The 25,703-nt window shown below is 38.0% G+C and carries 22 protein-coding genes and 9 pseudogenes; 7 read left to right on the forward strand and 24 right to left on the reverse strand.

All coding sequences use genetic code 11. The features are described 5' to 3' along the window. Positions 1-6 precede the first annotated feature (6 nt). From IOC57_RS05710 to IOC57_RS05720, 3 genes are all read right to left on the reverse strand, one after another. Entirely contained in the window at positions 7-1,305 is a 1,299-nt protein-coding gene (locus tag IOC57_RS05710; protein ID WP_207437814.1) for an MFS transporter, read from the reverse strand. Positions 1,306-1,864: 559 nt separating this feature from the next. Next, positions 1,865-2,026: a hypothetical protein gene (locus IOC57_RS05715; protein ID WP_207437815.1), complete on the reverse strand. Its 162-nt coding sequence runs from the start codon at positions 2,024-2,026 to the stop codon at positions 1,865-1,867. Positions 2,027-2,289: 263 nt separating this feature from the next. Next, entirely contained in the window at positions 2,290-3,207 is a 918-nt protein-coding gene (locus tag IOC57_RS05720; protein WP_207437816.1) for a patatin-like phospholipase family protein, read from the reverse strand. Positions 3,208-4,177: 970 nt separating this feature from the next. On the opposite strand from IOC57_RS05720, the gene IOC57_RS05725 reads away from it, so the two are divergent. Beyond that, on the forward strand, positions 4,178-4,681 hold the full coding sequence (locus tag IOC57_RS05725; protein ID WP_207437817.1) for a DinB family protein: 504 nt from the start codon (positions 4,178-4,180) through the stop codon (positions 4,679-4,681). Positions 4,682-4,872: 191 nt separating this feature from the next. Here IOC57_RS05725 and IOC57_RS05730 read toward each other — a convergent pair whose 3' ends face one another. The 9 genes and pseudogenes from IOC57_RS05730 to IOC57_RS05770 all read right to left on the reverse strand — a co-directional run bounded on the left by IOC57_RS05730 (position 4,873) and on the right by IOC57_RS05770 (position 12,789). Further along, positions 4,873-7,287 (reverse strand): heavy metal translocating P-type ATPase, encoded by a 2,415-nt coding sequence (locus IOC57_RS05730; RefSeq protein ID WP_309487671.1) that lies wholly within the window; start codon positions 7,285-7,287, stop codon positions 4,873-4,875. A 75-nt stretch (positions 7,288-7,362) separates the two neighbouring features. Next, a complete protein-coding gene (gene copZ / locus IOC57_RS05735; protein ID WP_207437819.1) occupies positions 7,363-7,569 on the reverse strand; it encodes a copper chaperone CopZ in 207 nt (68 codons plus the stop codon). A 16-nt stretch (positions 7,570-7,585) separates the two neighbouring features. Then, on the reverse strand, positions 7,586-7,924 hold the full coding sequence (locus tag IOC57_RS05740; RefSeq protein ID WP_207437946.1) for a metal-sensitive transcriptional regulator: 339 nt from the start codon (positions 7,922-7,924) through the stop codon (positions 7,586-7,588). 637 nt (positions 7,925-8,561) lie between these two features. Then, positions 8,562-8,864, reverse strand: a complete 303-nt coding sequence (locus IOC57_RS05745) for a hypothetical protein (protein WP_207437820.1) — start codon at positions 8,862-8,864, stop codon at positions 8,562-8,564. Between the two features lie 164 nt (positions 8,865-9,028). Continuing rightward, complete coding sequence (locus tag IOC57_RS05750) at positions 9,029-10,279, reverse strand: ABC transporter permease (protein ID WP_207437821.1); 1,251 nt, start codon at positions 10,277-10,279, stop codon at positions 9,029-9,031. Further along, a complete protein-coding gene (locus IOC57_RS05755) occupies positions 10,272-11,171 on the reverse strand; it encodes an ABC transporter ATP-binding protein (RefSeq protein ID WP_207437822.1) in 900 nt (299 codons plus the stop codon). Before IOC57_RS05755 ends, IOC57_RS05750 begins: the two co-directional genes overlap by 8 nt. A gap of 407 nt (positions 11,172-11,578) precedes the next feature. After that, a pseudogene (locus IOC57_RS26270) lies at positions 11,579-12,001 on the reverse strand (DeoR/GlpR family DNA-binding transcription regulator); the annotation flags it as partial. Continuing rightward, positions 11,984-12,240, reverse strand: a pseudogene (locus IOC57_RS26275) (YitT family protein); the annotation flags it as partial. The pseudogenes IOC57_RS26270 and IOC57_RS26275, both read right to left, overlap by 18 nt. 211 nt (positions 12,241-12,451) lie before the next feature. After that, positions 12,452-12,789, reverse strand: a pseudogene (locus IOC57_RS05770) (winged helix-turn-helix transcriptional regulator). Between the two features lie 243 nt (positions 12,790-13,032). Between IOC57_RS05770 and hxlA the strand changes: the two are divergent. From hxlA to IOC57_RS05785, 3 genes are all read left to right on the forward strand, one after another. Then, the gene (gene hxlA, locus IOC57_RS05775; RefSeq protein WP_207437823.1) at positions 13,033-13,680 is read left to right on the forward strand and encodes a 3-hexulose-6-phosphate synthase; all 648 of its coding nucleotides are present in this window, start codon (positions 13,033-13,035) and stop codon (positions 13,678-13,680) included. A 7-nt stretch (positions 13,681-13,687) separates the two neighbouring features. Further along, positions 13,688-14,245, forward strand: coding sequence for a 6-phospho-3-hexuloisomerase (hxlB, locus tag IOC57_RS05780; RefSeq protein WP_207437824.1), 558 nt, complete (start codon positions 13,688-13,690; stop codon positions 14,243-14,245). 137 nt (positions 14,246-14,382) lie between these two features. Continuing rightward, a complete protein-coding gene (locus tag IOC57_RS05785; RefSeq protein ID WP_207437825.1) occupies positions 14,383-15,099 on the forward strand; it encodes a 3-ketoacyl-ACP reductase in 717 nt (238 codons plus the stop codon). 171 nt (positions 15,100-15,270) lie between these two features. On the opposite strand, the gene IOC57_RS26455 is transcribed toward IOC57_RS05785, so the two are convergent. The 10 genes and pseudogenes from IOC57_RS26455 to IOC57_RS05830 all read right to left on the reverse strand — a co-directional run bounded on the left by IOC57_RS26455 (position 15,271) and on the right by IOC57_RS05830 (position 22,494). Then, positions 15,271-15,354, reverse strand: a complete 84-nt coding sequence (locus tag IOC57_RS26455; protein ID WP_207437948.1) for an IS3 family transposase — start codon at positions 15,352-15,354, stop codon at positions 15,271-15,273. Positions 15,355-15,900: 546 nt separating this feature from the next. Continuing rightward, positions 15,901-16,137, reverse strand: coding sequence for a transposase (locus tag IOC57_RS05795; RefSeq protein WP_207437826.1), 237 nt, complete (start codon positions 16,135-16,137; stop codon positions 15,901-15,903). A gap of 48 nt (positions 16,138-16,185) precedes the next feature. After that, complete coding sequence (locus tag IOC57_RS26460; protein WP_396020778.1) at positions 16,186-16,335, reverse strand: hypothetical protein; 150 nt, start codon at positions 16,333-16,335, stop codon at positions 16,186-16,188. A 2-nt stretch (positions 16,336-16,337) separates the two neighbouring features. Next, the gene (locus IOC57_RS26710; protein WP_309487672.1) at positions 16,338-16,442 is read right to left on the reverse strand and encodes a transposase; all 105 of its coding nucleotides are present in this window, start codon (positions 16,440-16,442) and stop codon (positions 16,338-16,340) included. Positions 16,443-16,512: 70 nt separating this feature from the next. Next, positions 16,513-16,717 (reverse strand): annotated as a pseudogene (locus IOC57_RS05805) (IS3 family transposase); the annotation flags it as partial. Between the two features lie 272 nt (positions 16,718-16,989). Further along, positions 16,990-17,501 (reverse strand): annotated as a pseudogene (locus IOC57_RS05810) (recombinase family protein). A gap of 189 nt (positions 17,502-17,690) precedes the next feature. Continuing rightward, positions 17,691-19,028 (reverse strand): glucose-6-phosphate isomerase, encoded by a 1,338-nt coding sequence (locus IOC57_RS05815; RefSeq protein ID WP_072273097.1) that lies wholly within the window; start codon positions 19,026-19,028, stop codon positions 17,691-17,693. A gap of 31 nt (positions 19,029-19,059) precedes the next feature. Then, positions 19,060-19,953: a phosphogluconate dehydrogenase (NAD(+)-dependent, decarboxylating) gene (gene gnd, locus IOC57_RS05820; protein WP_207437827.1), complete on the reverse strand. Its 894-nt coding sequence runs from the start codon at positions 19,951-19,953 to the stop codon at positions 19,060-19,062. Positions 19,954-20,038: 85 nt separating this feature from the next. Then, positions 20,039-21,493, reverse strand: coding sequence for a glucose-6-phosphate dehydrogenase (gene zwf, locus IOC57_RS05825; RefSeq protein WP_207437828.1), 1,455 nt, complete (start codon positions 21,491-21,493; stop codon positions 20,039-20,041). 635 nt (positions 21,494-22,128) lie between these two features. Continuing rightward, on the reverse strand, positions 22,129-22,494 hold the full coding sequence (locus tag IOC57_RS05830; protein WP_063597030.1) for a winged helix-turn-helix transcriptional regulator: 366 nt from the start codon (positions 22,492-22,494) through the stop codon (positions 22,129-22,131). Positions 22,495-22,732: 238 nt separating this feature from the next. Between IOC57_RS05830 and IOC57_RS26465 the strand changes: the two are divergent. Beyond that, a pseudogene (locus tag IOC57_RS26465) lies at positions 22,733-23,051 on the forward strand (orotidine 5'-phosphate decarboxylase / HUMPS family protein); the annotation flags it as partial. Beyond that, a pseudogene (locus IOC57_RS05840) lies at positions 23,034-23,653 on the forward strand (IS110 family RNA-guided transposase); the annotation flags it as partial. The pseudogenes IOC57_RS26465 and IOC57_RS05840, both read left to right, overlap by 18 nt. 271 nt (positions 23,654-23,924) lie before the next feature. Here the strand turns inward: IOC57_RS05840 and IOC57_RS05845 are convergent. After that, positions 23,925-24,514 (reverse strand): annotated as a pseudogene (locus IOC57_RS05845) (IS110 family transposase); the annotation flags it as partial. 151 nt (positions 24,515-24,665) lie between these two features. On the opposite strand from IOC57_RS05845, the gene IOC57_RS05850 reads away from it, so the two are divergent. Further along, on the forward strand, positions 24,666-24,818 hold the full coding sequence (locus tag IOC57_RS05850; RefSeq protein WP_286184581.1) for an aspartyl-phosphate phosphatase Spo0E family protein: 153 nt from the start codon (positions 24,666-24,668) through the stop codon (positions 24,816-24,818). 64 nt (positions 24,819-24,882) lie between these two features. Here the strand turns inward: IOC57_RS05850 and IOC57_RS25715 are convergent. Beyond that, positions 24,883-25,310, reverse strand: a pseudogene (locus IOC57_RS25715) (transposase); the annotation flags it as partial. Between the last annotated feature and the right edge of the window lie 393 nt (positions 25,311-25,703).

A 25,703-nucleotide genomic window follows, 5' to 3' on the forward strand; every position in this document is an offset into this window, starting at 1 on the left:
GTTACACTATTCTTGAATAGGCTGTTTAACAATAAACCAATAACAGATTGCGGCGCATCCGGCGATTAAACCGCCAGATATAAAGGCAAGAGAATAAGAGCCAGTTGCATCCACTATCATGCCTGCCACAACAGGGGAAAAGGCTCCACCAAAATAACCGCCAAAATTCTGAATTGAACCTACGGATGCAACCATAGACGGCGGGGCAATGTCACCGGCAAGTGCCCACGCACTGCCTGTAATGGCAGAAATAAAACAAAGAGCAAGGGTGAGTAATATTAAGGTTATAGCGAGCCCTTTGACAAATGGAACAGCACATACAACAATAGCGGCCGAGATGGCACATATGCTAATTAAGGCACGCTTTGCTTTAATAGGTGTAGTAATTCCCTTATCAACCCATTTTTTAGTAAGATATCCTCCGAAAATATTACCAAAGATTCCTCCAAGCCAAGGAATACCAGCATATATACCCATTTCTTTAAGTGAGACATGATGAACATCAAACAAATAAAGGGGAAGGAAGACAAGGAAAATATTCCAGATCCAAATGGTACAGAAGAAGCCCAGAATCATCCCCCACACGCTTCGATATTTAAATAACGAACCCCATTTTATTTTTGATGATTGAATGCCTTGCTCCACTCCACCACCTTCCGACTTAATGTATTCAAATTCCTCCTTGGAAAGTTTTTGGCTTTTTTCTGGATTTTTATAAAAAATAACAAAACCGATTGCGAAGATGATGCCGATCACACCCGTTATATAAAACAACGCTCTCCATCCAAAAGTCACCATAATGAAAACGAGAAGTGGCGGTGCAATGGCTGGTCCCCATTTGGAAGAAGAGTCCCAAATTCCTGTTGCCAATCCTCGTTCCTTTTTAGGGAACCAATATGATGTGATCTTAGCCATCGTAGGAAAACACGGTGCTTCCCCCACCCCAAGCAAAATCCGTGCAGCAATAAATGAACCCATTTTATGAACGGCTCCCGTTAAAATGGTCGCACCACTCCACCATATAAGCGCGATTGTATACACTTTTTTGGTCCCGAACCGATCGATCAGCCATCCGGAAGGAAGCTGCATTAATGCATAACTCCAAGAAAAAAAGGTTCCCAGCAACCCGATTTCGGTCACGCTTAGTCCTAGTTCCTTCATCATTTCGGGAGCTGCAATGGAGAGGTTGGCTCGATCAAGATAGTTGATTATTCCCCCAATCAATAACCAGATGACGACGGTCCAGCGAAATTTCCGGCCAATATTTAATGGCTTTTCTTGCTTTGTTTCCATTCTTGCTTCCATATCCTATCCCCCCTTGTTATATAAAACGCCATTATTGGCAGCGCTTCCAAAATAAGAAAAAGCCAGAGTTCACGCTTGAATAATATGTATATACAAGGAGGTTTTTGTTTTATAATATAAAACTCAGTTTTTGTTTTCTGACAAAAAATAAAAAGTTGATTCTGTTTATTCTGTAAAGTATCGTATTATGGGGATTTGTTATTGTCAATCTTTATTCTTATTTTCAGGATTATATTCCTAGTAAATATTTTATGCCAAGTGGGGAAAATTGATGGACCGTTTTTTAAGTAGGAAAATCGGACAAACTATACCCCACTATCCATTTCCATCTCTAGTTTTGCTACCGAAAGGGCTTAGAGATCATCGTCTCTCAAAAAATCTCGGGCAGCGTTAATCGGCGGTTTAGTTTTTTTATTATTTTTCTATAAGAAATGCAAGCGTTCCTGATGCATGTGGGACGGTCATGGACGTCTCTGGTAAGACAGCTTGTAATTTACTGGAGAAGTGCCACATTAATTGTTCGCTTGGTGCTTCTGGATCCACTTTTCAATGGGTATTACTAAATCATGCTGGAAGCCGTGATGGTTAACGGCGCTTCCACTACTTCCTTATAAGCACCCGGAATACTGTTTTCATTTGTTGTCGGGATTCCATCCCTCCGCACTTTTACTCCAACCATATTTATTAATGTATTATTAAAATGGAATGAAGGGCTGCTCATGTCCGATCCTCACAGTGACATGGAATTACTTCTACCTCTTCTCCTTGAGGATCCGTTCATTGAATACCATAATTTATAGCGGAAACGATTTGTTCGATTGAACCTCTCCTGAATAAGGTAAAGGCGTTCATGGAAGTTCAGGACAACAAATATGTCTCATATTAAACTATATTCGTTAATGCAATAAGAAAAAGAGCCGTTATAACAGCTCCATGTCCCCCCTCTTTTACCCTTTTGAAACGATAGCGTAATGTTTCTCTTACTTATTTTTTTACTCTCTGCATGCGTTTGACCTTATATTGTTCAAAATCCCAATTCGACAAAAATTCTTTTGCAGAAGTATAGCCTGATTTATAGAGAAAGTAGATTTCATCTTCATTCAGTTCAAAATCCGTTGCGTTGATGCCGCCAGTAGGAATTTGAATCGTGCGTTCAATCGTTTCTTCGTTCATATGCCGTAAATCATGGGCTTGAAGCATCGTTTTAAATATATTTTTGAAAAGGTGGATTGGCGTTGGTATAACCGCATCCATGTTAACTTCATCTTTCACAAAATGGAATCCGAATGTTGGGAAACGTGGATTCTCTGTATCGAATATCCATATTGGGAAGTTACTAAGTAAACCACCATCTAAAATGTAGGATTTTTTCCTGTCTTTTGATTTCCAAATAACCGGACGGAAGAAAAATGGTAAGGAGGCACTCATCATTACGGCAGTTGAAACTTTTAAATCAGCAGGAGACATCCCATAGCGTTCCAAATCATCTGGCAAAATAAGCATCTGGCCATTTGAAACATCAGAAGCAATTATCTTCAACTTCCCCTCTGGAAGATCCGCGAATGTCTTAATCCCTTTTTCTGAAAGAAGAGAATCCACCCATGTCTCCAAATAATCGTTTTTGTAAATCCCAAGATGAACCATAAGTTCCAAAAAGAAGCCCAAAATGGGAATTCGATTCAGAATTGTCCTGCCTCGAATCTTTGAGTAATTGATTTCACTATACCGTTCTCTAATTTCATGGCTTTTATAGCCACTAGCCAAAAGAGCAGCTATAACTGCTCCTGCTGATGTCCCAGCAAGCCTTTCCCATTCGACTTTTTCCTCTTCCATTGCTTGAATCGCTCCAATAAAAGCAATTCCCCTGACCCCTCCACCTTCAAAAACGGCATCTGCTTTCATTTTTTTCCACCCCTCCATAAGAGTTATTAGTATGATTAACAATATTTTAAAGTAAAGTGAATTTTCACACTCTTGAATACCCAAAATTTCCCCTTGTCAATTGAAGGATAAAACCGCATGCCATCCTTGATTGGAATTAACAACGGTTCTATTTTTCTAACAAATTAATTCGCTAACAGTATCAAGAATTTAATAGGTTTGTTTTTTAATCTGTAATATACTCCGTAATGACATGCTCTATTAACCTTACTTCTAATCTCTGTATATGTTTTCCATCCCTGATTGACAAATGATCGCATATCTATCTATCCATTTTTCCATTTTTATTTTTATCGCCTTTATTATTACTTCATGTCCATGAATCGCCTGCTTGAAAAAACATTAATCATTTACTCTGGAAGGGGATAGCCCCTTTAAGAGTGGTAATCATAATTTTGGTGGTAGTAGGATAGCATCTTTTATCATGGTATGTATAAAACGAGGCATTTGCATGGACAAATTATCAGATACTTCTAAAAAACTTTATCGAATCAAAATCATGTTCTTGTTGTTGATCTCAAGCTCAAAAATAGGTAAGGTCATTCATGTAAACTAACAGAATTAAATCATTTATCTTTTTCCAAAATAGTAAAGTGTCTACTGCTCTCCTTCTTTTATTTAGTCTCTACTAAACTTCATGTCAGTGCTTGACCTAATAAACTAAATAGACGGGATTCATGAAAGAAGGCAAGCCAGTAAAAATGGCTTGCCTATCTGAAAAAAAGAATGATTAGTCATTCTTTTTTTTGAAGTCTTTGTAACGACTCTTAAAACTGGCCAACAATTTTGTACGTGTTCATCAATAGAAGGTTACTGGATTAGTGACTGAACATAAAATCCTAAACCAAGATAAGTATTGGGAACCAGCTTTGAAAAAGGGATTCTTTAAATCTTGTCGAAAAGGATATGTAACAATTGAAGGAGTGAAAAAATGGAAAATAACCGTGCCAAGAAAATGTATAATTACCACGTTTGGGCTAATCAGCAAATGTTCCAAAACCTAAAACAATTACCGGATGGAATCTATGGCGACACGATAAAAAGTGTCTTTCCATCCATAAAGGAAGTCCTTGTTCACCTTTACGCAACAGATATTACGTGGTTGGAGATAATAAAGGGAAGTACAATTCAAGTTACATTTAAGATAGTTGAACAACGGCGGAAAGAAGTGGACGGAGTCGCAATAGACGATCTTGAATTCCGCTATGAGAAACTTGCAAAGGAGTATGACAATTTTCTTTCTTCTCAGTCTGATCTTGAACGGACCATTGTAACCGAACATCCCAAAATGGGGGTTTGTGAGTTTGTACTTGCTGATCTTATCCATCATGTAGTGAATCATGGGACCTATCATCGCGGTAATGTGTCCGCGATGCTCCATCAACAAGGCGGGCGGGGCGTACCTACAGATTATGTATTTTACTGTTTAAAATAAGCTCGGTATGGCAACCTTGACGGAACATCAATTAGATGTTGCTGCAAATATACTAAAGCACCTTTCATTCCAGATGAAAGCCGATGGTCCTCTTGCCAAGGAATCATCGGCTTTTATTTATCGAATGTATATCCAAACGTTCGTGGCATGGTTATATTCAGTCAGTAACTTCCATAGATGTTATATGATCTTTAGAGCTTTACCCGTTGAAGGCGAAGTGCATTTAATACGACTGATACAGAACTGAAGGCCATGGCCGCACCCGCTAGCCACGGTGCAAGCAGTCCGATTGCCGCAATTGGTATACCGATTACATTATAGGCAAAAGCCCAGAATAGGTTTTGTTTGATATTCCTCATCGTTTTCCTGCTCATGAGGATTGCATCTGCAATACTGTTCAAATCCCCTCGGATCAAAGTGATATCGGCAGCTTCCATGGCTACGTCCGTCCCGGTTCCTATCGCCATTCCTATATCGGCTAGTGCCAGCGCGGGTGCATCATTTATCCCATCCCCGACCATTGCCACTCTTTTACCGGCTGCCTGCAATTTTTTCACTTCTTCCGCTTTCCCTTCAGGAAGGACTTCTGCAATCACTTGGTCAATGCCCACTTGATGGCCTATGGCATTTGCTGTCCTTTGATTATCGCCGGTTATCATGATGACCTGGATATCCATTGCTTTCAACCTTTCAATCGCCGTTTGCGAGGTATCTTTTATCGTATCGGCAACGGCAATGAGTCCTGCATATTCACCTTCAATGCTAGCGAGCATTGCTGTCTTCCCTTGCTCTTCAAATGTTTCCATTGCTGTTAGCGCCTTAGTAATATCCACGTTATTTTGCTTCATCAATTTACGGGTTCCGACGTACAACACTTTTTGATCAACTACAGCTCTCACACCGTATCCTGGAATCGCTTCAAATTCCTCAATCGCAGCAAGTGATATCTGTCTTGCTTGAATTCCTTGAACGATTGATTGCGCAAGAGGGTGTTCAGATTGTTTTTCAGCTGCGCCGATTAGAGATAAAAACTGTTCTTCTTCCATACCGTTCTCGATGAGGACATCGGTCAACACAGGGGCACCATTTGTCACTGTTCCCGTTTTATCCAAAATGACCGTATCTATATGGTGTGTGGTTTCCAAGTGTTCCCCGCCTTTAAATAAAATACCGAATTCAGCGGCCCGACCTGATCCTGCCATGATCGATGTGGGAGTGGCCAGACCTAAAGCACATGGGCAGGCTATGACCAGCACTGCAATCATCGCTTCAAAAGCCGGGGTGAATTCTCCAGGGTTAACCCATATCATCCAAACAAGAAAAGTTAAAAGGGCGATCCCGACAACAATGGGGACGAAGACACCGGAAATTTGGTCAGCAAGCCGTTGAATCGGCGCTTTCGAACCTTGAGCATCTTCGACGACTTTTATGATTTGGGAAAGAGCTGTATCTCTTCCTATTTTAGTCGCTTTCATTTTGAGAAACCCATTCTTATTCAATGTTGAACCGATCACAGTATCCCCGCTTGTTTTATCGACCGGAATGCTCTCACCCGTTAACATGGACTCATCGACGGCAGAGTTCCCTTCGACTACTTCTCCATCGACAGGGATCTTTTCACCCGGCTTCACCAAAATCGTATCCCCCACGATGACTTCTTCAAGTGGTATTTCACGTTCTTCCCCATTTCTTAAAACCAATGCCGTTTTGGCCTGAAGCCCCATCAATTTTTTGATGGCTTCTGAAGAACGTCCTTTAGCTTTTGCTTCAAACAGCTTCCCTAAAAGAATGAGGGTGATAAGGATCGAACTAGTTTCGAAATAAAGTTGTGCCGTATTGTGATGGGACCCCATCGAGATGATCGCCTGATAGACACTGTAAAAATAGGCAGCGGATGTTCCCATCGCGACTAATACATCCATATTGGCACTTTTATTTCTCAAGGCTTTGTAAGCTCCAACATAGAACTGCTTTCCAATCAAAAATTGAACGGGGGTTGCGAATGCCATCTGCACCCAAGGATTCATGAGGAAATCAGGCATATAGATAAACGAAGTAAAACTAAAATGGCTTACCATCGCCCATAACAATGGAAAAGATAAAATGACCGAAAAGATGAATGTATTCTTTTGTTTTTGTATTTCTTTTTGACGGAAATTCACGGATTCCACTTTATCTTCCTTGATGATCGCCCCGTACCCCAGCTTCTCAACCCTTTGAATGATGTCAATTGGGGAAGCTTGGGAAGGATCATATTCGACGGTCGCATTTTCAAGCGCTAGATTGACATTAGCCATGCTCACCCCATCCAGCTTATTTAACCCTTTTTCTATTCGGTTAGCACAGGCAGCACAGGTCATGCCAGTAATCGTAAATTCCTTTTTCTCTTTTACTACATCATAGCCAAGATCTTGAATTTTCTTTTCAAAGTCCTGGTTGCTTAGTTTTTCCGAATCATATTTAATAACCGATTTCTCAAGTGCCAAATTAACGGTGGCTTCATCAACGCCTTCCATTCTGTTTAACCCTTTTTCAATCCGGTTTGCACAGGCCGCGCAAGTCATTCCAGAAATCTGTAAACTTGTTTCTTTTATTTGGCTGCTCACTTCATCCCGCCTCCCTATACCAGTATGGGGTATATTTCTTTGTAAAAAAGAAGTGCTTAACAGCACTCTCATGACTTACTCGACATCGTAGCCTTGATCATCGATTGTTTCTTTTATTTTCTCAAGTGATACTTTTTCCTTGTCAAACGCTACATCCACTTTTCCTGCATCCAAATGCACCTTTACGCTTTCAACACCTGTAAGTTTTCCTACATTCCCTTCAACTGCATTCACACAATGACCACAAGACATTCCATTTACATTCAATGTTACAGTTTCCACTTCAACATCTACTCCTTTATTTTTTCATTAATTTTTGTATCGTTACAAGCACTTCATCTATAACCTCTGTATCCCCATCATTCAGGCGTTCGACCACACAATTCCTTAGGTGACCTTCCAATAAAATCTTGGCCACACTATTCATCGCGCTTTGTGTAGCTGCTATTTGGGTAATCACATCATCACAGTACGTATCTTTTTCAATAAGACCCTTAATACCGCGAATTTGACCTTCGATTCGATTTAATCGGGTCGTTAAATTTTTTTTTACTGCTTCTGAGTGATGACTCTTTCGGCCATGGGGAGATGTCGTACAACATTCTTCTTCATTCATAGAATCTTGCCCATTCTTCATTTCATCCATTGCCCATCCCTCCTCAAAAAATAATATACCATACCCTCCTACCCTATGAAAAGAAAAAGATTTATGTTCATTATTTATTACTATTTGTTTATTACTATTTGTTTATTACTATTTGTTTATTACTATTTCTATTCTTAAGCTAAGAAACGTACATTTGGTGGTTGACTATCCAAAACTAGCTAGCCGAGATCCTCTTTGCCTAAGAATACCAGTAGCCAGTATGGTTTTCTTAAACCAAAATAACAAAAAAACACTGAGGATACTCATGCATCCTCAGCGAAACTGTAGACAAATTAGAATAAAAGTCAGTTGTCCTGCAGTTGTTTTCCTAAAAAAATTCAGTTGAATTCAGAAATCCGCTCCCTTTCCGCCGACTGTCTACCAAGCCTCATCAAAGCAAGCAACTGTAGGGTCCCTGCTAGTCAGTTATTCGGCAGGAGTGTCCCAGATTTCTTCAATCTATTGAGGTTTCATCCCATACCTAACAGGAAAAATCATGAATTATAAATATGTCTCGTTTTAAAATTATGGTAACAATTCCCCCGGTAAAATCGTGAAAAGAGATTGAAATCATTCCGAACCTCGCTCATTTGTATTTTCATTTAATTAAGATTCCAAAATGTGATTATCACAGTTCTTTTGAAATATTATTTTTCCTTTTCTTTTTCACTAAAAGAATGATGGCAATGATAAAGGCAACTGCGCTATATATCCAGGTATACATAAAGGCAAGACCCAATCCTATATTTGCATCCATATAATCGTTTTTTACATGATCGATGGCTAAATATAATAGCGGTGCAGCTCCAATGATGAATAGGATGACAAAGAGAACATTCTTTTTGGGATTCCTGGTTGATAAAATAATAATGATGAAGGATAGCAAAAGAAACGCTTCTGAAGCTATCGTCAACGTTACCAGATTGCTCATAATAGTTCACTCCCTAATCGTGGTTTTATAAATGGAATAAATTTATATCCCCTTATATCTATGTTATTTTTCGTTCCTTTTTCATAATATTTTTCATTTGAATGCTATCACCTTATTAAAAAACCTGAATTCCTCCAAGAGAAATGAAGGATCCAGGTTTCATGTTAATTTTTCTTTGATAATTGCAAGGCATTCTTGATGCTTTTCAGTGATTTTGAGCTTCCGTACATCAAGACTCCACCACGATAGATTTTTGCTCCGATTATTCCAAGAAAAACAATGGTTAAGATCAAAACTGCAATGCTGATGGCGATTTCCCAGAAAGGAACTTCAAGCATCCCTACACGCAAGAACATGATCATAGGCGTGAAAAATGGAATGAATGATGTAATCGTGATATAACTCGCTGACGGATTCCCCAGTCCAAACATCGCAATCATGAAGGCAATGACAACTAACATGGTCATCGGTGAAATCATTTGCTGAACGTCTTCAATCTTGCTGACAACGGACCCAAGACATGCTGCAAGAGTCGCGTACAGAAAATAACCAAGCAAAGCGAAAATGATTGCATATATGATCGTTGAGATATCGGTGCTGCCGAAACCGAAAAATGAAAAGAATCCTTCATCCATACCTGTCAAGTTTTGCTTAATCGAGAAATAGCCCACTCCAAAAAATAGAATCATTTGCGTAAGACTAAGCAGGGCTACCCCCATTATTTTGGCAAACATCTGTGTGACTGGAGGGACACTTGAAATCAGGATTTCCATGACACGTGAAGTTTTTTCAGTAGCCACTTCCATTGCGATCATCGTAGCATACATCAACACACCAAAGTAAATGACGAATAGGAGCACATACACGAGACCCCGTGCTTGATTGAGATCCTCTTCCGTTTTTGCATTTTTCTGAAGCGCAATCGTATCAAATTTTGGCGGCATGTTCAGTTGAGTGATTTGCTGCTCTGTCAAGTTCAATTCTTTTGCAGTGATTTGACCCTTCAGTTGGGTAAGCGCTAAAAGCAAATCATTACTTACTGCAGAATCTGAAATTTGATTCGCTTTATACGTTCCCTTGAAGCCGAGGCTGGCATCCTTTTCGATTAACAGATATCCAACGATTTCTTCTTCGCTGACCATTTTCCCCGCTTCTTTTTCATCCTGGGCTGAAATGATCGATAGGTCATCGTTCACGCCCTTTACTGCATTTTTATAAGAATCAATTAAGTTATCTTCAGTCTGATCGATGACGGCAACCTTTTCCTGATCGTCACTGTCGAATTTATCAATAAGATTCGAGAGATTGGACAGGACAAGAATCAGGGCCATCATAATGATTGTAGAAATGATAAAGGATTTCGTTTTTAATTTTGATAGATATGTATGGGAAAGGACAATCCAAAAGTTATTCATAGACGGCACCTACTTTTTCAATGAAAATATCCGTCAGTGATGGTTCTTCCAATTCGAACTTCCGGACGAAACCTCTTGGCACAAGATCACGAATCATGTTCTCAGCCACATCTTCACCAGTGACTTGAAGAATTTTCCCCTCCATCGTGTTCTTAACTTTTATTACACCTGAATAATTATCCAAAAAAGATAAGTCAAAATCAGCTTTAATTGACACATTCTTTTTACCAAAGGAACGCTTAATTTCTTTTAGTTTACCAGCCACAACAGGTGAACCTTTATGCATGATGCAAAGATGTTCACACATCTCCTCAACATGCTCCATGCGATGGCTCGAGAAAACGATCGTCGTGCCGCTGTCCCTTAAGTCAATGACAGCTTTCTTCAGAATTTCCACATTCACTGGATCCAGTCCGCTGAAGGGTTCGTCAAGGATAAGTAATTCAGGTTTATGGATCATGGAGGCGATCAGCTGGATTTTTTGCTGATTCCCCTTTGAAAGCTCTTCAACCCGCTTATCGATATACTCGGGTACCATAAAGCGGTCTAGCCAATACTCCAACTCTTTCAAAGCATCCCGTTTGTTCATCCCTCTTAATCTAGCCAAATACACAATTTGATCGCGGACCTTCAGTTTTGGATATAGTCCGCGTTCCTCAGGAAGATAGCCAATCAATGAACTGGTCGTATAATCGATTTTCTTACCATCCCATTTCACTTCCCCTTCAGTGGGGTCAAGCAGGCCGAGTATCATTCGGAACGTAGTCGTTTTCCCCGCTCCGTTCCCTCCTAAGAAACCGAACATTTCTTTTTCGGGGATAGTCAAATCAAGCTGATTGACAGCTGTAAATTCCCCGAATTTTTTCGTAACTTCTTTGATTTGTAAAGCCAATGTACAACCTCCTATTATATGATTCTAATTATATGGTAACGAAAAGGTTTTCCAATTACAACTATCTCCAAGTAACAACTAACTCTTTTTCTTCTTCGATTATATGCAAATTCCAATAAAATTATTTCACTATCTAGTCCCTTGAAGGAAAGGCTACCTCTTAACGTCTCCCTTTGCCCTTTACCCTAATAGTATTTTTATCTGCGAAACTTAAAACAAATCACCATTTCCCTCCCTAATTGGTGAATCGGTCCACATTTTCAAATCCCCCTACGTCTACTGCCTATCCCTAACAGCGAGCATGTTACTAAACTGAAAAGCCATTTTTGAAAACAAGGCAAAAAAATAGGTTGAGTAGCGTAAGATACCAACCTCTATAAGTTACACCTGTCGCTAATGAGTCTATCTTACTTTACAATCGTTACTTTTACATTTCTTTTTTCTAGCAATTTTCTTGATTCTTCATCTATTTCTCTATCCGTAATGACCTCATCCACTTCACTGGGAGGTACGATTAACGAAAAAGCCAGTTTTCCAAACTTTGAGGAATCTACCATCAGGATCACTGCATCCGACCTTTCGATCATCTTCTTTTTTAATAATGCCTGCCCCTCATTAGAATCACTGAGCCCTTCTTCTAGGTGAATCCCCTTGCAAGACAAAAACGTTTTGTTGACATGATACATCCTTAATGATTTCTCTGCTATCGGACCAACAAATGATAAAGACTTTGACAGCAATCTTCCCCCGGTTGAAATAACCTCTATTTTTTCTTTTTTACTCAATTCCATGACCACTTTGGTGGAATTGGTAATAACCGTTAGCGGTATAGCATATAGAGTTCTAAAGGCAAAGGTTTTACCCACTTCTTTAGCTGTAAAAATTAAGATGGGAATATTCAAGCCCAAAAATACAGCATAAGTTGGGATTCCCCATAAGCATTGGCCATAATCGATAACGCTGTTACACCACCATCTACTAGCCCGTTTGGTGCTAACATCGTTTCTAATCCCATAGCCACGATTGACGCCCCCAAAGTTAAAAAAACATACTCAACAAATTTTTTCATCATCTCACCTGAAAATATGTATTATTCATGATTCCTTATTATAAAACAGTTCAGCTAAAATCCTTTACAACACAGGAATATTATTTACCTTTTCCAGCTTGTATTCCTTTATTTCCTTTATGCACTGGATCATTGCAAATAAAAAGACCACAAGTCTTGACTTATTAAAAGTCTACTTGTGGTTTTTAATCCCCTCTTTTTAGAACGATTGCTATTTAATAAACGCACTTTTATTGGCAGGAGTATCCATCACATTCTCCACATAGTTTTTACCCCATTCATACATGGAATCGAGTATTGGCATTAAGCTTTTTCCTTGTTCGGTCAATGAATATTCCACTTTTGGCGGAACAACAAGATTCGTTCAACAATGAGGTCTTCTTCTAGCTCGCGTATTTGGTTAACAAGCATTCGTTGAGTAATGCCCGGCATAAGAGCCTTCAGCACACCAAATCGCTTCGTTCCCTCTTTTCCTAAATGCCACAAAATCAACATTTTCCATTTGATGCCAATAACATAAAGCATTAATTCTTTTTCACAGTTAAACATTTTGTCCTACATACGTGACATTTGTTTCACCTCCACTTCTATATAGAGTAACTAATAGTATACTTTTTAACACTATGTAAAAATAAAGTGCGTACTTTCACACTTTTAATATACACATTATACTAACACTGTACCATTGTTAACAAGAGCTGTGGTTACGGTTGCCAGGAGAAATGAAAGTGAGTAATGGGCATAATTACTACTGTGCAACAAACTTAAAAAATTATGAGGAGTGAAACATAGTTGGAATTACAATTAGCATTAGATTTAGTCAACATTCCAGAAGCAATCGAATTGGTAAAAGAAGTAGAGGAGCATATTGATATCGTAGAAATCGGAACACCGGTTGTGATCAACGAAGGGCTCCATGCTGTAAAGGCAGTAAAAGAAGCATTCCCTAACTTAAAAGTATTAGCAGACCTGAAAATTATGGATGCTGCTGGATATGAAGTGATGAAAGCTTCCGAAGCAGGTGCTGATATCATCACTATTCTTGGAACGGCTGAAGATATGTCGATTAAAGGTGCTGTAGAAGAAGCGAAAAAACAGGGTAAAAAAATCCTTGTCGATATGATTGCGGTAAAAGACCTTACTGGACGTGCTATAGAAGTGGATACTATGGGGGTGGATTATATTTGTGTTCACACGGGCTACGATCTTCAAGCAGTCGGAAAAAATTCTTTTGAAGATCTACAAACCATCAAAAGCGTGGTTAAAAATGCTAAAACGGCCATCGCAGGCGGCATTAAATTAGAAACACTTCCAGAAGTCATAAAAGTAAATCCGGACCTTGTCATTGTAGGCGGCGGGATTACTGGAGAAGCTGATAAAAATGCTGCTGCTGCCAAAATGCAACAAATGATTAAAGAACAAACGGTTACAGCAGGTTAATCCTAAGATGCAGACGACTCAATATTTAGCAGAAATCTTAAAAGAGCTTAATCATTCAGCTGACTTAATCTCAGATGAAGAAGCTGAAAAACTCGTCAACGGGATACTTGAATCGAAAAAGGTTTTTGTCGCCGGTGCAGGCAGATCCGGATTCATGGCCAAATCCTTCGCCATGCGGATGATGCATATGGGAATTGATTCTTATGTAATCGGTGAAACTGTAACTCCCAACTTTGAAAAAGAGGATATCTTAATCATCGGATCCGGATCCGGGGAAACGAAAAGCTTAGTCTCCATGGCTGAAAAAGCAAAAAGCATTGGTGGTAAAATTGCAACTGTCACGATATTCCCTGATTCCACTATTGGACAGTTAGCAGATCTCACCATTAAATTGCCTGGATCCCCCAAAGACCAATCAGAGGGCGATTATAAAACCATCCAACCAATGGGCTCACTATTTGAGCAGACCCTTTTACTTTTTTATGATGCCGTCATCTTGAGATTCATGGAGAAAAAGGGATTAGATACCAATAAGATGTATGGCAGACATGCCAATCTTGAATAAAACATAGTCCTAAGAATGTAATAACCAAAAGACCGCAGACATACTAAAGAAACTTTGCGGTCTTTTGGTTAGTCTTTAAAACATCAATTTCTTATTATTAACAATTATTCTAAAATTTTTTAAAAAGGAATGATAGCATGATTTCATTAAAAGGAAAAACCGCTTTAATTACTGGGGCAGGCAGAGGAATCGGGCGTGCTACTGCGATTGCTTTAGCAAAAGAAGGAGTTCATTTAGGATTGATTGGATTAACGATGTCAAATCTTGAAAAGGTAACCGCGGAACTAGAGCAATATGATGTGAACGTTTCAGCAGCAACAGCAGATGTAGCCGATCTTGAAGCAGTTCATCAAGCTGTTGAACACATCAAATCAGACCTAGGTTCTATTGATATTTTAATTAACAATGCAGGAATAGCTAAATTTGGCGGTTTTCTTGATTTAACTCCTGAAGAATGGGAAAAGATCATCCGAGTAAACTTGATGGGTGTATATAATGTAACAAGAGCCGTTTTACCTGATATGATTGAAAGAAAATCAGGAGATATTGTGAATATCTCCTCAACTGCGGGCCAAAAAGGAGCACCTGTTACAAGTGCTTACAGCGCTTCTAAATTTGCTGTTTTAGGACTAACGGAATCACTCATGCTAGAGGTAAGAAAGCATAATATCCGTGTAACGGCTTTAACACCAAGTACAGTTGCAACTGATTTGGCCATTGAATCCAATCTTATCAGTGGAAATCCTGAAAATGTTATGCAATCAGAGGATTTAGCAGAGCTGCTTGTAGCCGGGTTAAAGCTTCATCCAAGAGTCCTAGTAAAGACTTCAGGATTATGGTCAACTAATCCTTAATTTGAGAAGCGATCGACTCTTCTTTTCTATATTGGATAAGAAGGAGGAACCTAGTTGTAAAGGGTACCCTTTGTAAAGGACATTTTAAAAAAAGGGATTAGGCAGCCTGAAGAAGATGATCTCTGTATTGTGGAGTGCCCCTGTCAAATAGACAGAAATAAAAAAGACTAATTAAGCAACCTGAGTTCTATATTGATATGGACTCAGGTTGTTTAATTTTTTCTGGAAGCGATGATGGTTATAGAATCGAATAATACATACTTACAGCACCTCGAACCTCTTCAGAGGTACCGAAGGAGTTCATATAGAAACACTCCGATTTAAAGTGGCTGAAGAAATTCTCCATACAAGCGTTATCCCAGCAGTTTCCCTTTCTTGACATACTGGATTGCATTTTATATTTTTCAAAATTGGTGGGAAGTGTATTGGTACCCCTGGTCGCTATGCAGAAGAATTCCTTTAACATTCCGTTTTTTTCTTTGCTTTTATTATTGTTATCTATTACAAGTTTTAAGTTGTTTCTCCGGCTGACTTGATAAGAAATGATTTCATTGTTATAGAGGTCTTTTATGGCAGATTGGAAAAGTCTCTGTCTATAAAAAAAATCAAATATGTAATGTCAGTTACCCATTTCTCATTAGGTCTGGATGCATGAAAATCCCTATTAAGAAGGTTTTTAGAAATGACATATGCTTCTTTCTTCCCGTAATAAGGTTTCCTTTTCCGAATCAGGAACTTTCACCCTAACTCCCGCATAAAAGACGCTGGACACGCTTGTGGTTCAGGTTTAAACCGTAGATTTTATCCAGCCATACCATCCCCATAGATTCCTTTGAGTTTATTGTAGCATCCTATAATTTTTTTCTTAATCTCTTCATCTTCCAGTTGCTTTTCAGAAGTCGATATTTTACGTTTTAACCATTTGTAGTATCCACTTCTTGATACATGTGCAATTTCGCATAATAACTGAATAGGATAGTGTTCCTTGGACATTTCCCTAATTACCTCATACCTTTTCCTTGTCGTTACTGCCTTCATCCCCCTTTTACATCTTCAAGAGTTTTTTTAGCATGTCGTTCTCCGCCTCTAAACGTGTGATTTTTTCTTCTGGATCCTCCGGAGCTTTTCTTGGTCTGCCCTTACAAGCCCCTTCGCTTTCCCTCGTTTCTCTTCCAAACCCAGTATGCCTTCAGCTTCAAAGTACCTAACCCAGCGGCGGACTTGTTTTTTATCAATTTCTAATTTATCAGCGACCGATTGATATAACTCATATCCCCATTAAGGTATAAATCAACGGCCTGCTTTTTGAACGCTTTATCAAACGTTCTTTTAATATTACCCATAGAAAAATCCCCTCCATATATAGACAGATTAGTGTGCTTTCTTTTTTCTGGCTACTAAAAGGGGATCATATCATTGTACAGGGGTCATCTTTTTTAGGTTCCATTGATATCTGTTATGTTATGGTTATAGTAAGTGATGTAATTGGCTATTTCACGTTTAGTTCATCTAAAGTTTTACACGGCTTAATATATGCTTCTTCTTTAAGGTGGCCAAAGAATGATTCTATCGGTCCACTATCCAAACAGTTTCCCCGTCTAGACATAGATTGGTGTAATCCCTAGGCCCCTTAGCAACTTTATACGCAAATTGATTTTCTTCAGGTGTATGGGAGTAAATATCACGAAGTTCTTTTGAAGTAGGACGTTTTTAAATCTTGGGTAAGCTGTACGTTATATGGATGCCAAATTGCCAACTCCTTTCACAATAATTTGGGATAGTAACAGAATAGCTGCCCTAGCCTATTCCATCACATAATTCCTAAATTTATAAGAGGTTATTAATTTACTTCTTTAGTTTTCTTTTGTTAATTGCTCGATATAATGAACCCTATGGAAGTCCTGTACCTTTTGAAATTTCTTTTGCCGAGTATTCTTTACTGTCATACATCCTAAAGGCTATTTCAATTTTTCATTGATCAACTTTTGGTCTACCTAGGCTTTCCTCTTTGCTTACTAGCTTCTAATCCTTCTTTAATTCTCTCTACAATTAAATTTCGTTCTAATTCTGCAATGACACACATCAATTGAAACCTGGCTTTTCCTGTTGATGTTCTTGAATCCAGGTTCTCTTTAATAGAAACGAACTTTACACCTGTATCCTCGAATTGCTGAATAATAGAAAGAATATCAAATGTTCTTCTCCCTAATCGTGAAATACTTTGCTTACAACCGTATCACCTTTCCGTATAACATTTAGCAATGAGTTAAGTCCATCTCTATCCTTTGTAGTCCCAGTAAATTTCTCTTGAACTTTTTTTTACAGACATACTCAGAAATTAATATAATTTGTCGATCTAAATTTTGGTCAACTGTCGTAACTCGAGTATAACCGATTATCATAATGAAGCCTCCTGCACAATTTTATAACCTAATTGTACAAGAGACATCATTTTGTAAAAGTATTTGGTAAAACTTTTGGTAACCTGTAAAATTAGTAAAATCAAGTATCAGTATTTCTCATAAACGTTGTTACAAAAATATGGTTTTTGGTAACAATCTTTTTATTAATACAAAACCAATCAGATATAATTATTTTGATAAACGCTCCATGAGAATAGCTTTTTCTGCTTCAAAACCAGGTTTGTCAAGTAATGCAAACATATTCTTCTTGTATGCTTCGACACCAGGCTGGTCAAATGGGTTAACTCCTAATAGATGGCCACTAATCCCACATGCCTTCTCAAAAAAGTAAATCATCTCACCGTAAGTGTATTCATTCATTTCATCCAGTTCAATCACGAGATTAGGTACTTCTCCATCTATATGGGCCATAAGGGTACCCTGAAATGCACTTTTGTTGACTTCATCCATCGTCTTACCTGCCAGGAAGTTTAATCCATCAATATTTTCTGGATCCTCTTGAATAGTCACTTCAATTCGAGGTTTCTTAATCTGTAAAACCGTTTCTAAAAGGTTTCGTCGACCTTCTTGGACATATTGCCCCATGGAATGCAAATCCGTTGAAAAATCAACGGAAGCAGGGAATAGCCCCTTTTGATCTTTTCCTTCACTTTCCCCAAACAGCTGCTTCCACCATTCCGATACGTAGTGAAGGGAGGGCTCATAGTTAACAAGCACTTCAATTGCTTTTCCCTTATTGTAGAGTACATTTCGGACCGCAGCATACTGATAGCTCTCATTTGTCAATAAATCAGGATTGTTGTATTTACGGGCTGCTGCTGCTGCCCCTTCCATCATATGATCAATATCAAGTCCTGCTACGGCAATTGGTAAGAGACCAACTGCTGTTAGCACAGAATACCTTCCACCTACATCATCCGGAATAACAAACGTTTCATATCCTTCTTTGTCCGCGAGCTTTCTTAATACGCCTTTTTCCTGATCTGTAGTGGCAAAAATACGTTTTCTCGCCTCTTCTTTTCCGTATTTTTTCTCCATATAGTCACGAAAAATACGGAAAGCAAGGGCTGGCTCTGTTGTTGTTCCTGATTTGGAAATGACGTTAACAGAGATATCTTTCCCCTCTAATAGTTCAAATAAATGAGATATATAAGTAGAACTGATATTGTGACCGGCAAAATACACTTTTGTCTTATCGTTCATTTGGTTATTAAAGCTATGGGACAAAGCTTCAATAGCTGATCTAGCACCCAAATAAGAACCACCGATCCCGATGACAATCAAAGCATCTGATTGATTTTGAATTCTCTTTGCAGCTTTTTTAATGCGCACAAATTCATCTTTATCATAGTTTAACGGTAAATCAACCCAACCAAGATAATTCGATCCGGGCCCTTTCTTTTCATGAAGATAACCATGAGCAACTCGTACAAATTCACTTAAATGATTTACTTCACTCTCTTTCATGAAAGATAATGCGTTCGAAAAGTCAAATGAAATGGTCATATAAATTTCTCCTTTATATTTGCTTATATTCTTATTTTTTTTCCACAGCATGTCCACCAAATTCGTTTCGCAAAGCAGCAACCACTTTACCTGTAAAGGTATCATTGTCTAAGGAACGATAACGCATTAATAAAGACATAGCGATAACAGGGGTAGCAGCTTGAAAATCCAAGGCTGTTTCAACTGTCCATTTCCCTTCACCAGATGAATGCATAATGCCTTTAATTTCATCTAATTTTGCATCTTTAGAAAATGCGCGTTCTGTTAAATCCATGAGCCAAGAACGAATAACCGAACCATTATTCCAAACTTTTGCTACCTTTTCATAATCAAAATCGAATTCACTTTTTTCTAATACTTCAAATCCTTCTCCAATCGCAGCCATCATTCCGTATTCAATTCCATTGTGAATCATTTTTAGGAAATGACCACTACCTGCTTTTCCAGCATATAAATACCCATTTTCTACAGCTGTATCTCGAAAAATGGGCTCGACAATGCTCCATGCTTCAGGCTCTCCCCCAATCATATAACAAGCTCCATTCCGAGCACCTTCCATACCCCCGGATGTTCCGGCATCCATAAAGTACACTCCCACTTCCTTTAGCTGGTTGTATCGACGAATGGATTCCTTATAGTGAGAATTACCAGCTTCAATCACGATATCTCCCTCACTCAGAAATGGTGTTATCTCACTAATAACGGAATCAACAACGGAGTGTGGAACCATAATCCAAAAAACTCGTGGCTTGTCTATTGATTGGACAAGATCTTGTAAGCTAGATGTACCTTCAGCCCCGTATTTCTTTATTTCTTCAACAGCATTTGTATTTAGATCAAATGCTACTACATCATGTTTATGGTCAATCAGGTTCTTTCCTAAGTTTAGCCCCATTTTTCCTAATCCAATTAATCCAACGTTCATCATTATTCCTCCTTGAGTATTTCTATATTTTTTGAGTTTTTCATCTATAGCAGAATGGATTCAAAGTATAATCATAATCTTTCTTTTACCACCATCTATAACCATCCTCTTCCAATAATTGATGAGCAGCTTCTGGTCCCATCGAGCCAGATTGATATGAATGAAGTGGAACAATATTTTCCTCAAATGTCTCTAAAATAGGCTGTACCCATTTCCAAGATAATTTCACTTCGTTCCAATGAGCAAAGAAGGTAGAATCTCCACGCAGAGCATCAAATATTAAGAGTTCATAGGCTTCGGGCACGTCTTTTTTACTCGCTGAAAAATCAACAACAATAGGCTCTAACTTTCCATTTATCGGGTTTTTACTATTTAACTGCAACGAAACACCTTCATTAGGACTTACATTAATAACTAATAGATTGGGTTCAGCATTTTGGATTTCATTGGTATACAAATTCTTTAATGGGTTTTTGAATTCAATCACAATTCGCGTTAATTTTTCCGTCATTCTTTTTCCTGTCCGGATATAGAATGGGACCCCGTCCCAGAAGGAATTATCAATCCATAGACGAGCAGCGACGAATGTATCGTTTTTAGAAGAAGCATCAACGCCAGGTTCTTCTAAGTATCTGACTACTGGTGTACCGTTTATTTCACCTGATCCATATTGGCCACGAACGACGTGGATACCTACAGTATTTTTCTGTAATGGTCGCAGAGATTCCATAACTTTTCTTTTCTCATTACGGATATCTTTTGCACTAATCTGTTTTGGGAGATGCATGGCTGTCATCATCAACAGCTGTAGCATATGATTTTGAACCATATCACGAATAGCGCCTGCTTGGTCATAATAACCAGCCCTCTCTTCTACACCAACCGTTTCACTAGCCGTAATTTGCACATTGGCAATAAACCGATTGTTCCAAAGTGATTGCAGCACAGGATTGGCAAATTCCAAGGCTTCAAGGTTTTGAACCATTGGTTTTCCGAGATAATGGTCAATCCGGAAAATTTCATCTTCTTCAAAAGCTTTGCTTAATTTTTCGTTTAAATCTTCAGCAGATTTTAAGTCATACCCAAATGGCTTTTCGATAATCAATCGTTTCCATCCCTTTGTCGAACCTAAGCCACTCTTCTTTATGTTTAAAGCAATTACATCAAAGAATTCAGGAGCAACAGAAAGATAAAACATTCGATTCTCATCAATACTCTGGTCTTTTTCATTTTGTTGAACGACTTCAACTAACTTCTTATACCCTTCAGCATTCGTGAAATCTAACTGGCAATAACGAAATGCCTGTACAAACTCTTGTTTTTCGGATTTATCATTTATCAAGTGTCTAGAAAAAGTGTATAGCGAGTCTGTTACATGGTTTTGGAAATCAACATCAGACATTTCGTCTATTCCTACACCAATGATCAAAAAAGAATCTGGTAATTTTTGATTCAAATATAAATTAAACAAGGCAGGGTAGATTTTTCGCTTAGCTAAATCCCCAGTTGCCCCAAATAAGACAAACGTCATAGAATCCACTTTTCATTCCTCCACATTTTCAAAATAGCAAAATGTCTGATTTTCTTCGTTTTCCCTACACTAACAACAAGAATTTTCGCTATTGCGTTATCCTACTTTTGGATGTATGATTCGTTTATTTCTCACAGCTTGTCCGGTAATGATGATATCTCTTAATTGAGAATGTCCACATTTTGGACAGGTTTCATTATTTATTGTGATGGTTAGACATCTTTCACAAACTTTTCGCTGCTTAGTTTTGAACTTTCCCATGCGGATCTCTCCTTTCGTCAAAAACAACAACATGTATAAATTATTAAATGAAGTTTCACTTCATCTCACCATGCTTGTAGTAGTATTCTTTAAGCTCGCTATTACTTGAGCAAAATCAGTATATTACGTAAGTTATACTTTTGAAAGTACGCACTTTATTAACATATAGATACATTGGTATAACATAGTGTTAAAAATAACACTATAAACATGAATCCAATACCAAGTAACTGATTCCTTTATTAAATGTTGTGTTTTTTCAACCTTTTAAATACGTAGAGATATAAAAAACCACGGACAGCATCTTTATTAAGATAGCTAACCGTGGTTTGTTAGTATATGAACTTTTTTACACTTTTTCGGACCCCTAGAGAAACTCTTTTTTACTGAATAGACGATTTGTTTTCTGTTTCTTTTTCTAATACATTCTCAATATAATCTTTACCCCAGTCATACATAGCATCCAGAATAGGCATCAGACTTCTTCCATACTCAGTGAGTGAATATTCAACTTTTGGCGGAACGACAGGATAGACTTCACGATGAACAATCAAATGGTCTTCAAGTTCACGCAATTGATTAACAAGCATTCTTTGAGTGATACCAGGCATGAGGGCCTTTAGTTCACCAAAACGTTTGGTTCCTTCTTTTCCTAGATGCCACAATATCAACATTTTCCATTTTCCACCAATGATCGAAAGAGTCAATTCTTTTTCACAATTAAACACTTTTTCCCCAAGATTCGGCATTTATTTTACCTCCAACTCTTATTATGTCCCACAGTATACTTTTTATTACTATATGATAAAATAGTGCATACTTTTAATTTAGTAATATACCCAGTATACTGAGGATCGTACCGTTAGTAAATAGCTATCATTTGGATACAATAACACTGTACAAAAGTAAGCTATACGACACAATTATGCTATTATATAAGGAGCGAGTAATAAATGAAAATAACAATTTGCATTAGATCTTGTAGATATTCCAGGAGCCATTGAATTTGAAAATCATATAGATGTTGTAGAAATCGGCACGCCGGTTATGATTAATGAAGACCTTAAAGCAATAAAGGATGTTAAAGCTGCCTTCCCTAACTTAGCTGTATTAGCTGATCTTAAAATCATGGATGCAGCTGAATATGAAGTTAGCCAAGCATCTGCAGCAGGCGCTGACATCATCACTATTCTTGGTACAGCTGAAGACGAGTCCATTAAAGGTCTGTAGAAGAAGCAAAAAACAATGTAAACAAACCCTTGCTGATATAATCGCAGTAAAAGATATTGAAAGTCGTTCGCAAAAATGGGCAGACAGTCAGGCAGAAAAATTGATGGCCGCCGCAGCTCAAAACCCATTTCAGAAAAACCTATATCATAGTCTGATTTTAAGCCTGGATATGTATATTAATATGCTTCTTGAATACAAAAAGCATCTATCCAAGCTTGAAGATGAGATAGATGCTTTAGCAAAAGGTATTGAAGAGTGTAAGATTATCCAATCGATCCCTGGTATCGGAGAAAAAATCGCTGCCACGATAATTTCTGAAATTGGGGAAATTGATCGGTTTAATCACCCTAAGAAACTGGTTGCATTTGCCGGAATCGATCCAAGTGTTTTTGAATCTGGTACATTCAAAGGTACTTTAAATCGGATTACCAAAAGAGGTTCTAGTAGGCTATGACACGCCTTGTATATGGCTGTAAAATGTGCCATTCGTGATTGTCGCAAAAAGAAAAAACGACAGATGAAATCATTCCTCGTAACAAGAGATTACGAGAGTTTTATGATAAGAAACGTGAGGAAGGAAAGACCTTTAAAGTAGCTGTGATAGTATGTGCCAATAAATTCTTACATTGGATTTATGCACTTTTAAAAAGCAAATCAACTTTCCAAGATCTAGCCTAGTTTTAAAGTATAACAAATATACCGAATTTTCCCAAAAAAAGAACCTTGATAGGTTATTTGACATACGCAAATTTAGTATAACATGAAACATTTTAAGTGTTTATTGAAAAATGTTGACAATCTATCGGCTGGTTGAGTTCTATAAATTATTTCATTGATCCTGCAACTTCCAACATTTTATTCTTTGATACCCTTGAACTCTCCATAATCTCCTCCTAACAACAAAGCCTAAAACAAAAAATTGCCCTACCCTATATGAGTAAGGGCTATTGATGATGCCCGCCAGTGAAATCTCGCTGATTCCTTTAATGGCAAGTATTTGCTTAACGAATGGAATCTGTTCAACGTTTGTGACTTCTTGCGTCACTCTTTCGAGTTGGGATGAAGCGAGATCATATTCCTCTAATAACTGTCCCAAGTGAAGTTTATACGCATCAAGGGCTTGTTTCGTACCAATTGAACGCTTGGCCAATGAAGGAGGGTACGGGCTTTTTTATGCCCGGAATGTCGCTTCATACATGATTTCCACCCGTTTACGATATCTTGAGGCTGTAAGGAACATAATTCAGCTGGGGTAGGAAAGAGGCGTAGGGTTGCGATTGCCCCTTTACATGATACATCTTTAAACACTTGCCGGAGCTTGGGATAGACCACATCCACCCAGCGATTAATTTGGTTGATGGAGCTAACAAGACGCTTAACGATCACATCTCGGTTAGCCATAAGGACACGAAGTTTTTCAAATGATTCTGAAGTGGAACGAACGAAGGCATAGTAGCCATTCTTCACCATATCAGCGATGACAAGGGCATCTTTTTTATCACTTTTGGATTGCGTATTATCACGATTTTCTTTGTTTCTACTGTGACGTATTGCAGTATAATTTTATGTCGATTTCCCTACTTATTAGCAAGTTTAAGAAAAAACATTTTAATAATTACATAATTGTAATATAATCCTAAAATAGAAATTAGTTACCCACAAAGGAGTATTCAAAATGTGCGAAATAAAAATGTATAGAGAGTTAGAATTAAATATAAAGATCCTAAGAAAATTACTTATAGAAACTGGTGTTAAGAAAGGCCTAAATCATCAGGAAACACTTGAATATAGTGAAAAGCTAGACAAGTTGATTCTTAAGAAATCCCTGATAAATAATTATTAAATACTTAAAAATTTATCAAAGCCATGGATTTGAGTCAATATTTTGGACACTAAAAAGTTAAATCTTAAGCTGTATTCCTAATTCGATCTTCAATGGCTTGTGGAGTTTTATATCCTAAGCTGCTGTGAATTCTTTTTCGGTTATACCAACCTTCAATAAATTGGAATATCGCTAATTTAGCTATTTGGTAGTCTAGATACTGTACAAGGTTGACTTCTTCCTTCTTTAATATCGCATGAAAAGATTCAATATTTATCGTACGGGCAACCCTTCTGGCTAAAGGATCGCTTAATATGATTGATTCTGGGTATGTTAAGTAAACTCACTGCTTGTATATTGTGAGCCAAGATTCGTATGAAGAACTGAGCCCTCCGATGGCTTTAGTGAAGAGTGAGCGTTATCGAAAGCTTTTATGACCAGTTCTTTCGCCCTAGAACTTAAAAAGGAATACCCTACTATTTTCTTTGAATGAAGATCCAATACAGAAGCTAAACTTTTGTTCAAATTTATTGATCTTCGACAATTGAGGCATTATCTACAGTATGGAAATAAGCCCAATTTCTCAATTTAATGCTGAGAAATTGGGCTTTTTAATATGGTATTTCCTTAACGTTGTAAATTCGCGTTTTGCTGGTGGTACCCCTGTAAGTACACACTTTATAATTAAATAGTATCAGTAAAATTACATAGTGTAATAAAGCATACCAATTACTGGGTCTTTGTATATTATTCCTAGAAAAGAAAAGGTTTCCCTCTCTGAGTAGACACTCCTTAAGTAAACCGTACACCACCATGGCTAGAGATTTGCACCAATGCCGGGTGCATGTGAAAAAGCCAAGGTCAGCGACTATACAAAAATCGCTAACCTTGGCTTTTAATAACTGA

Origin of the sequence: Bacillus sp. SD075 (assembly GCF_017355165.1) — a bacterium.
Classification (GTDB): Bacteria; Bacillota; Bacilli; order Bacillales; family DSM-1321; genus Peribacillus.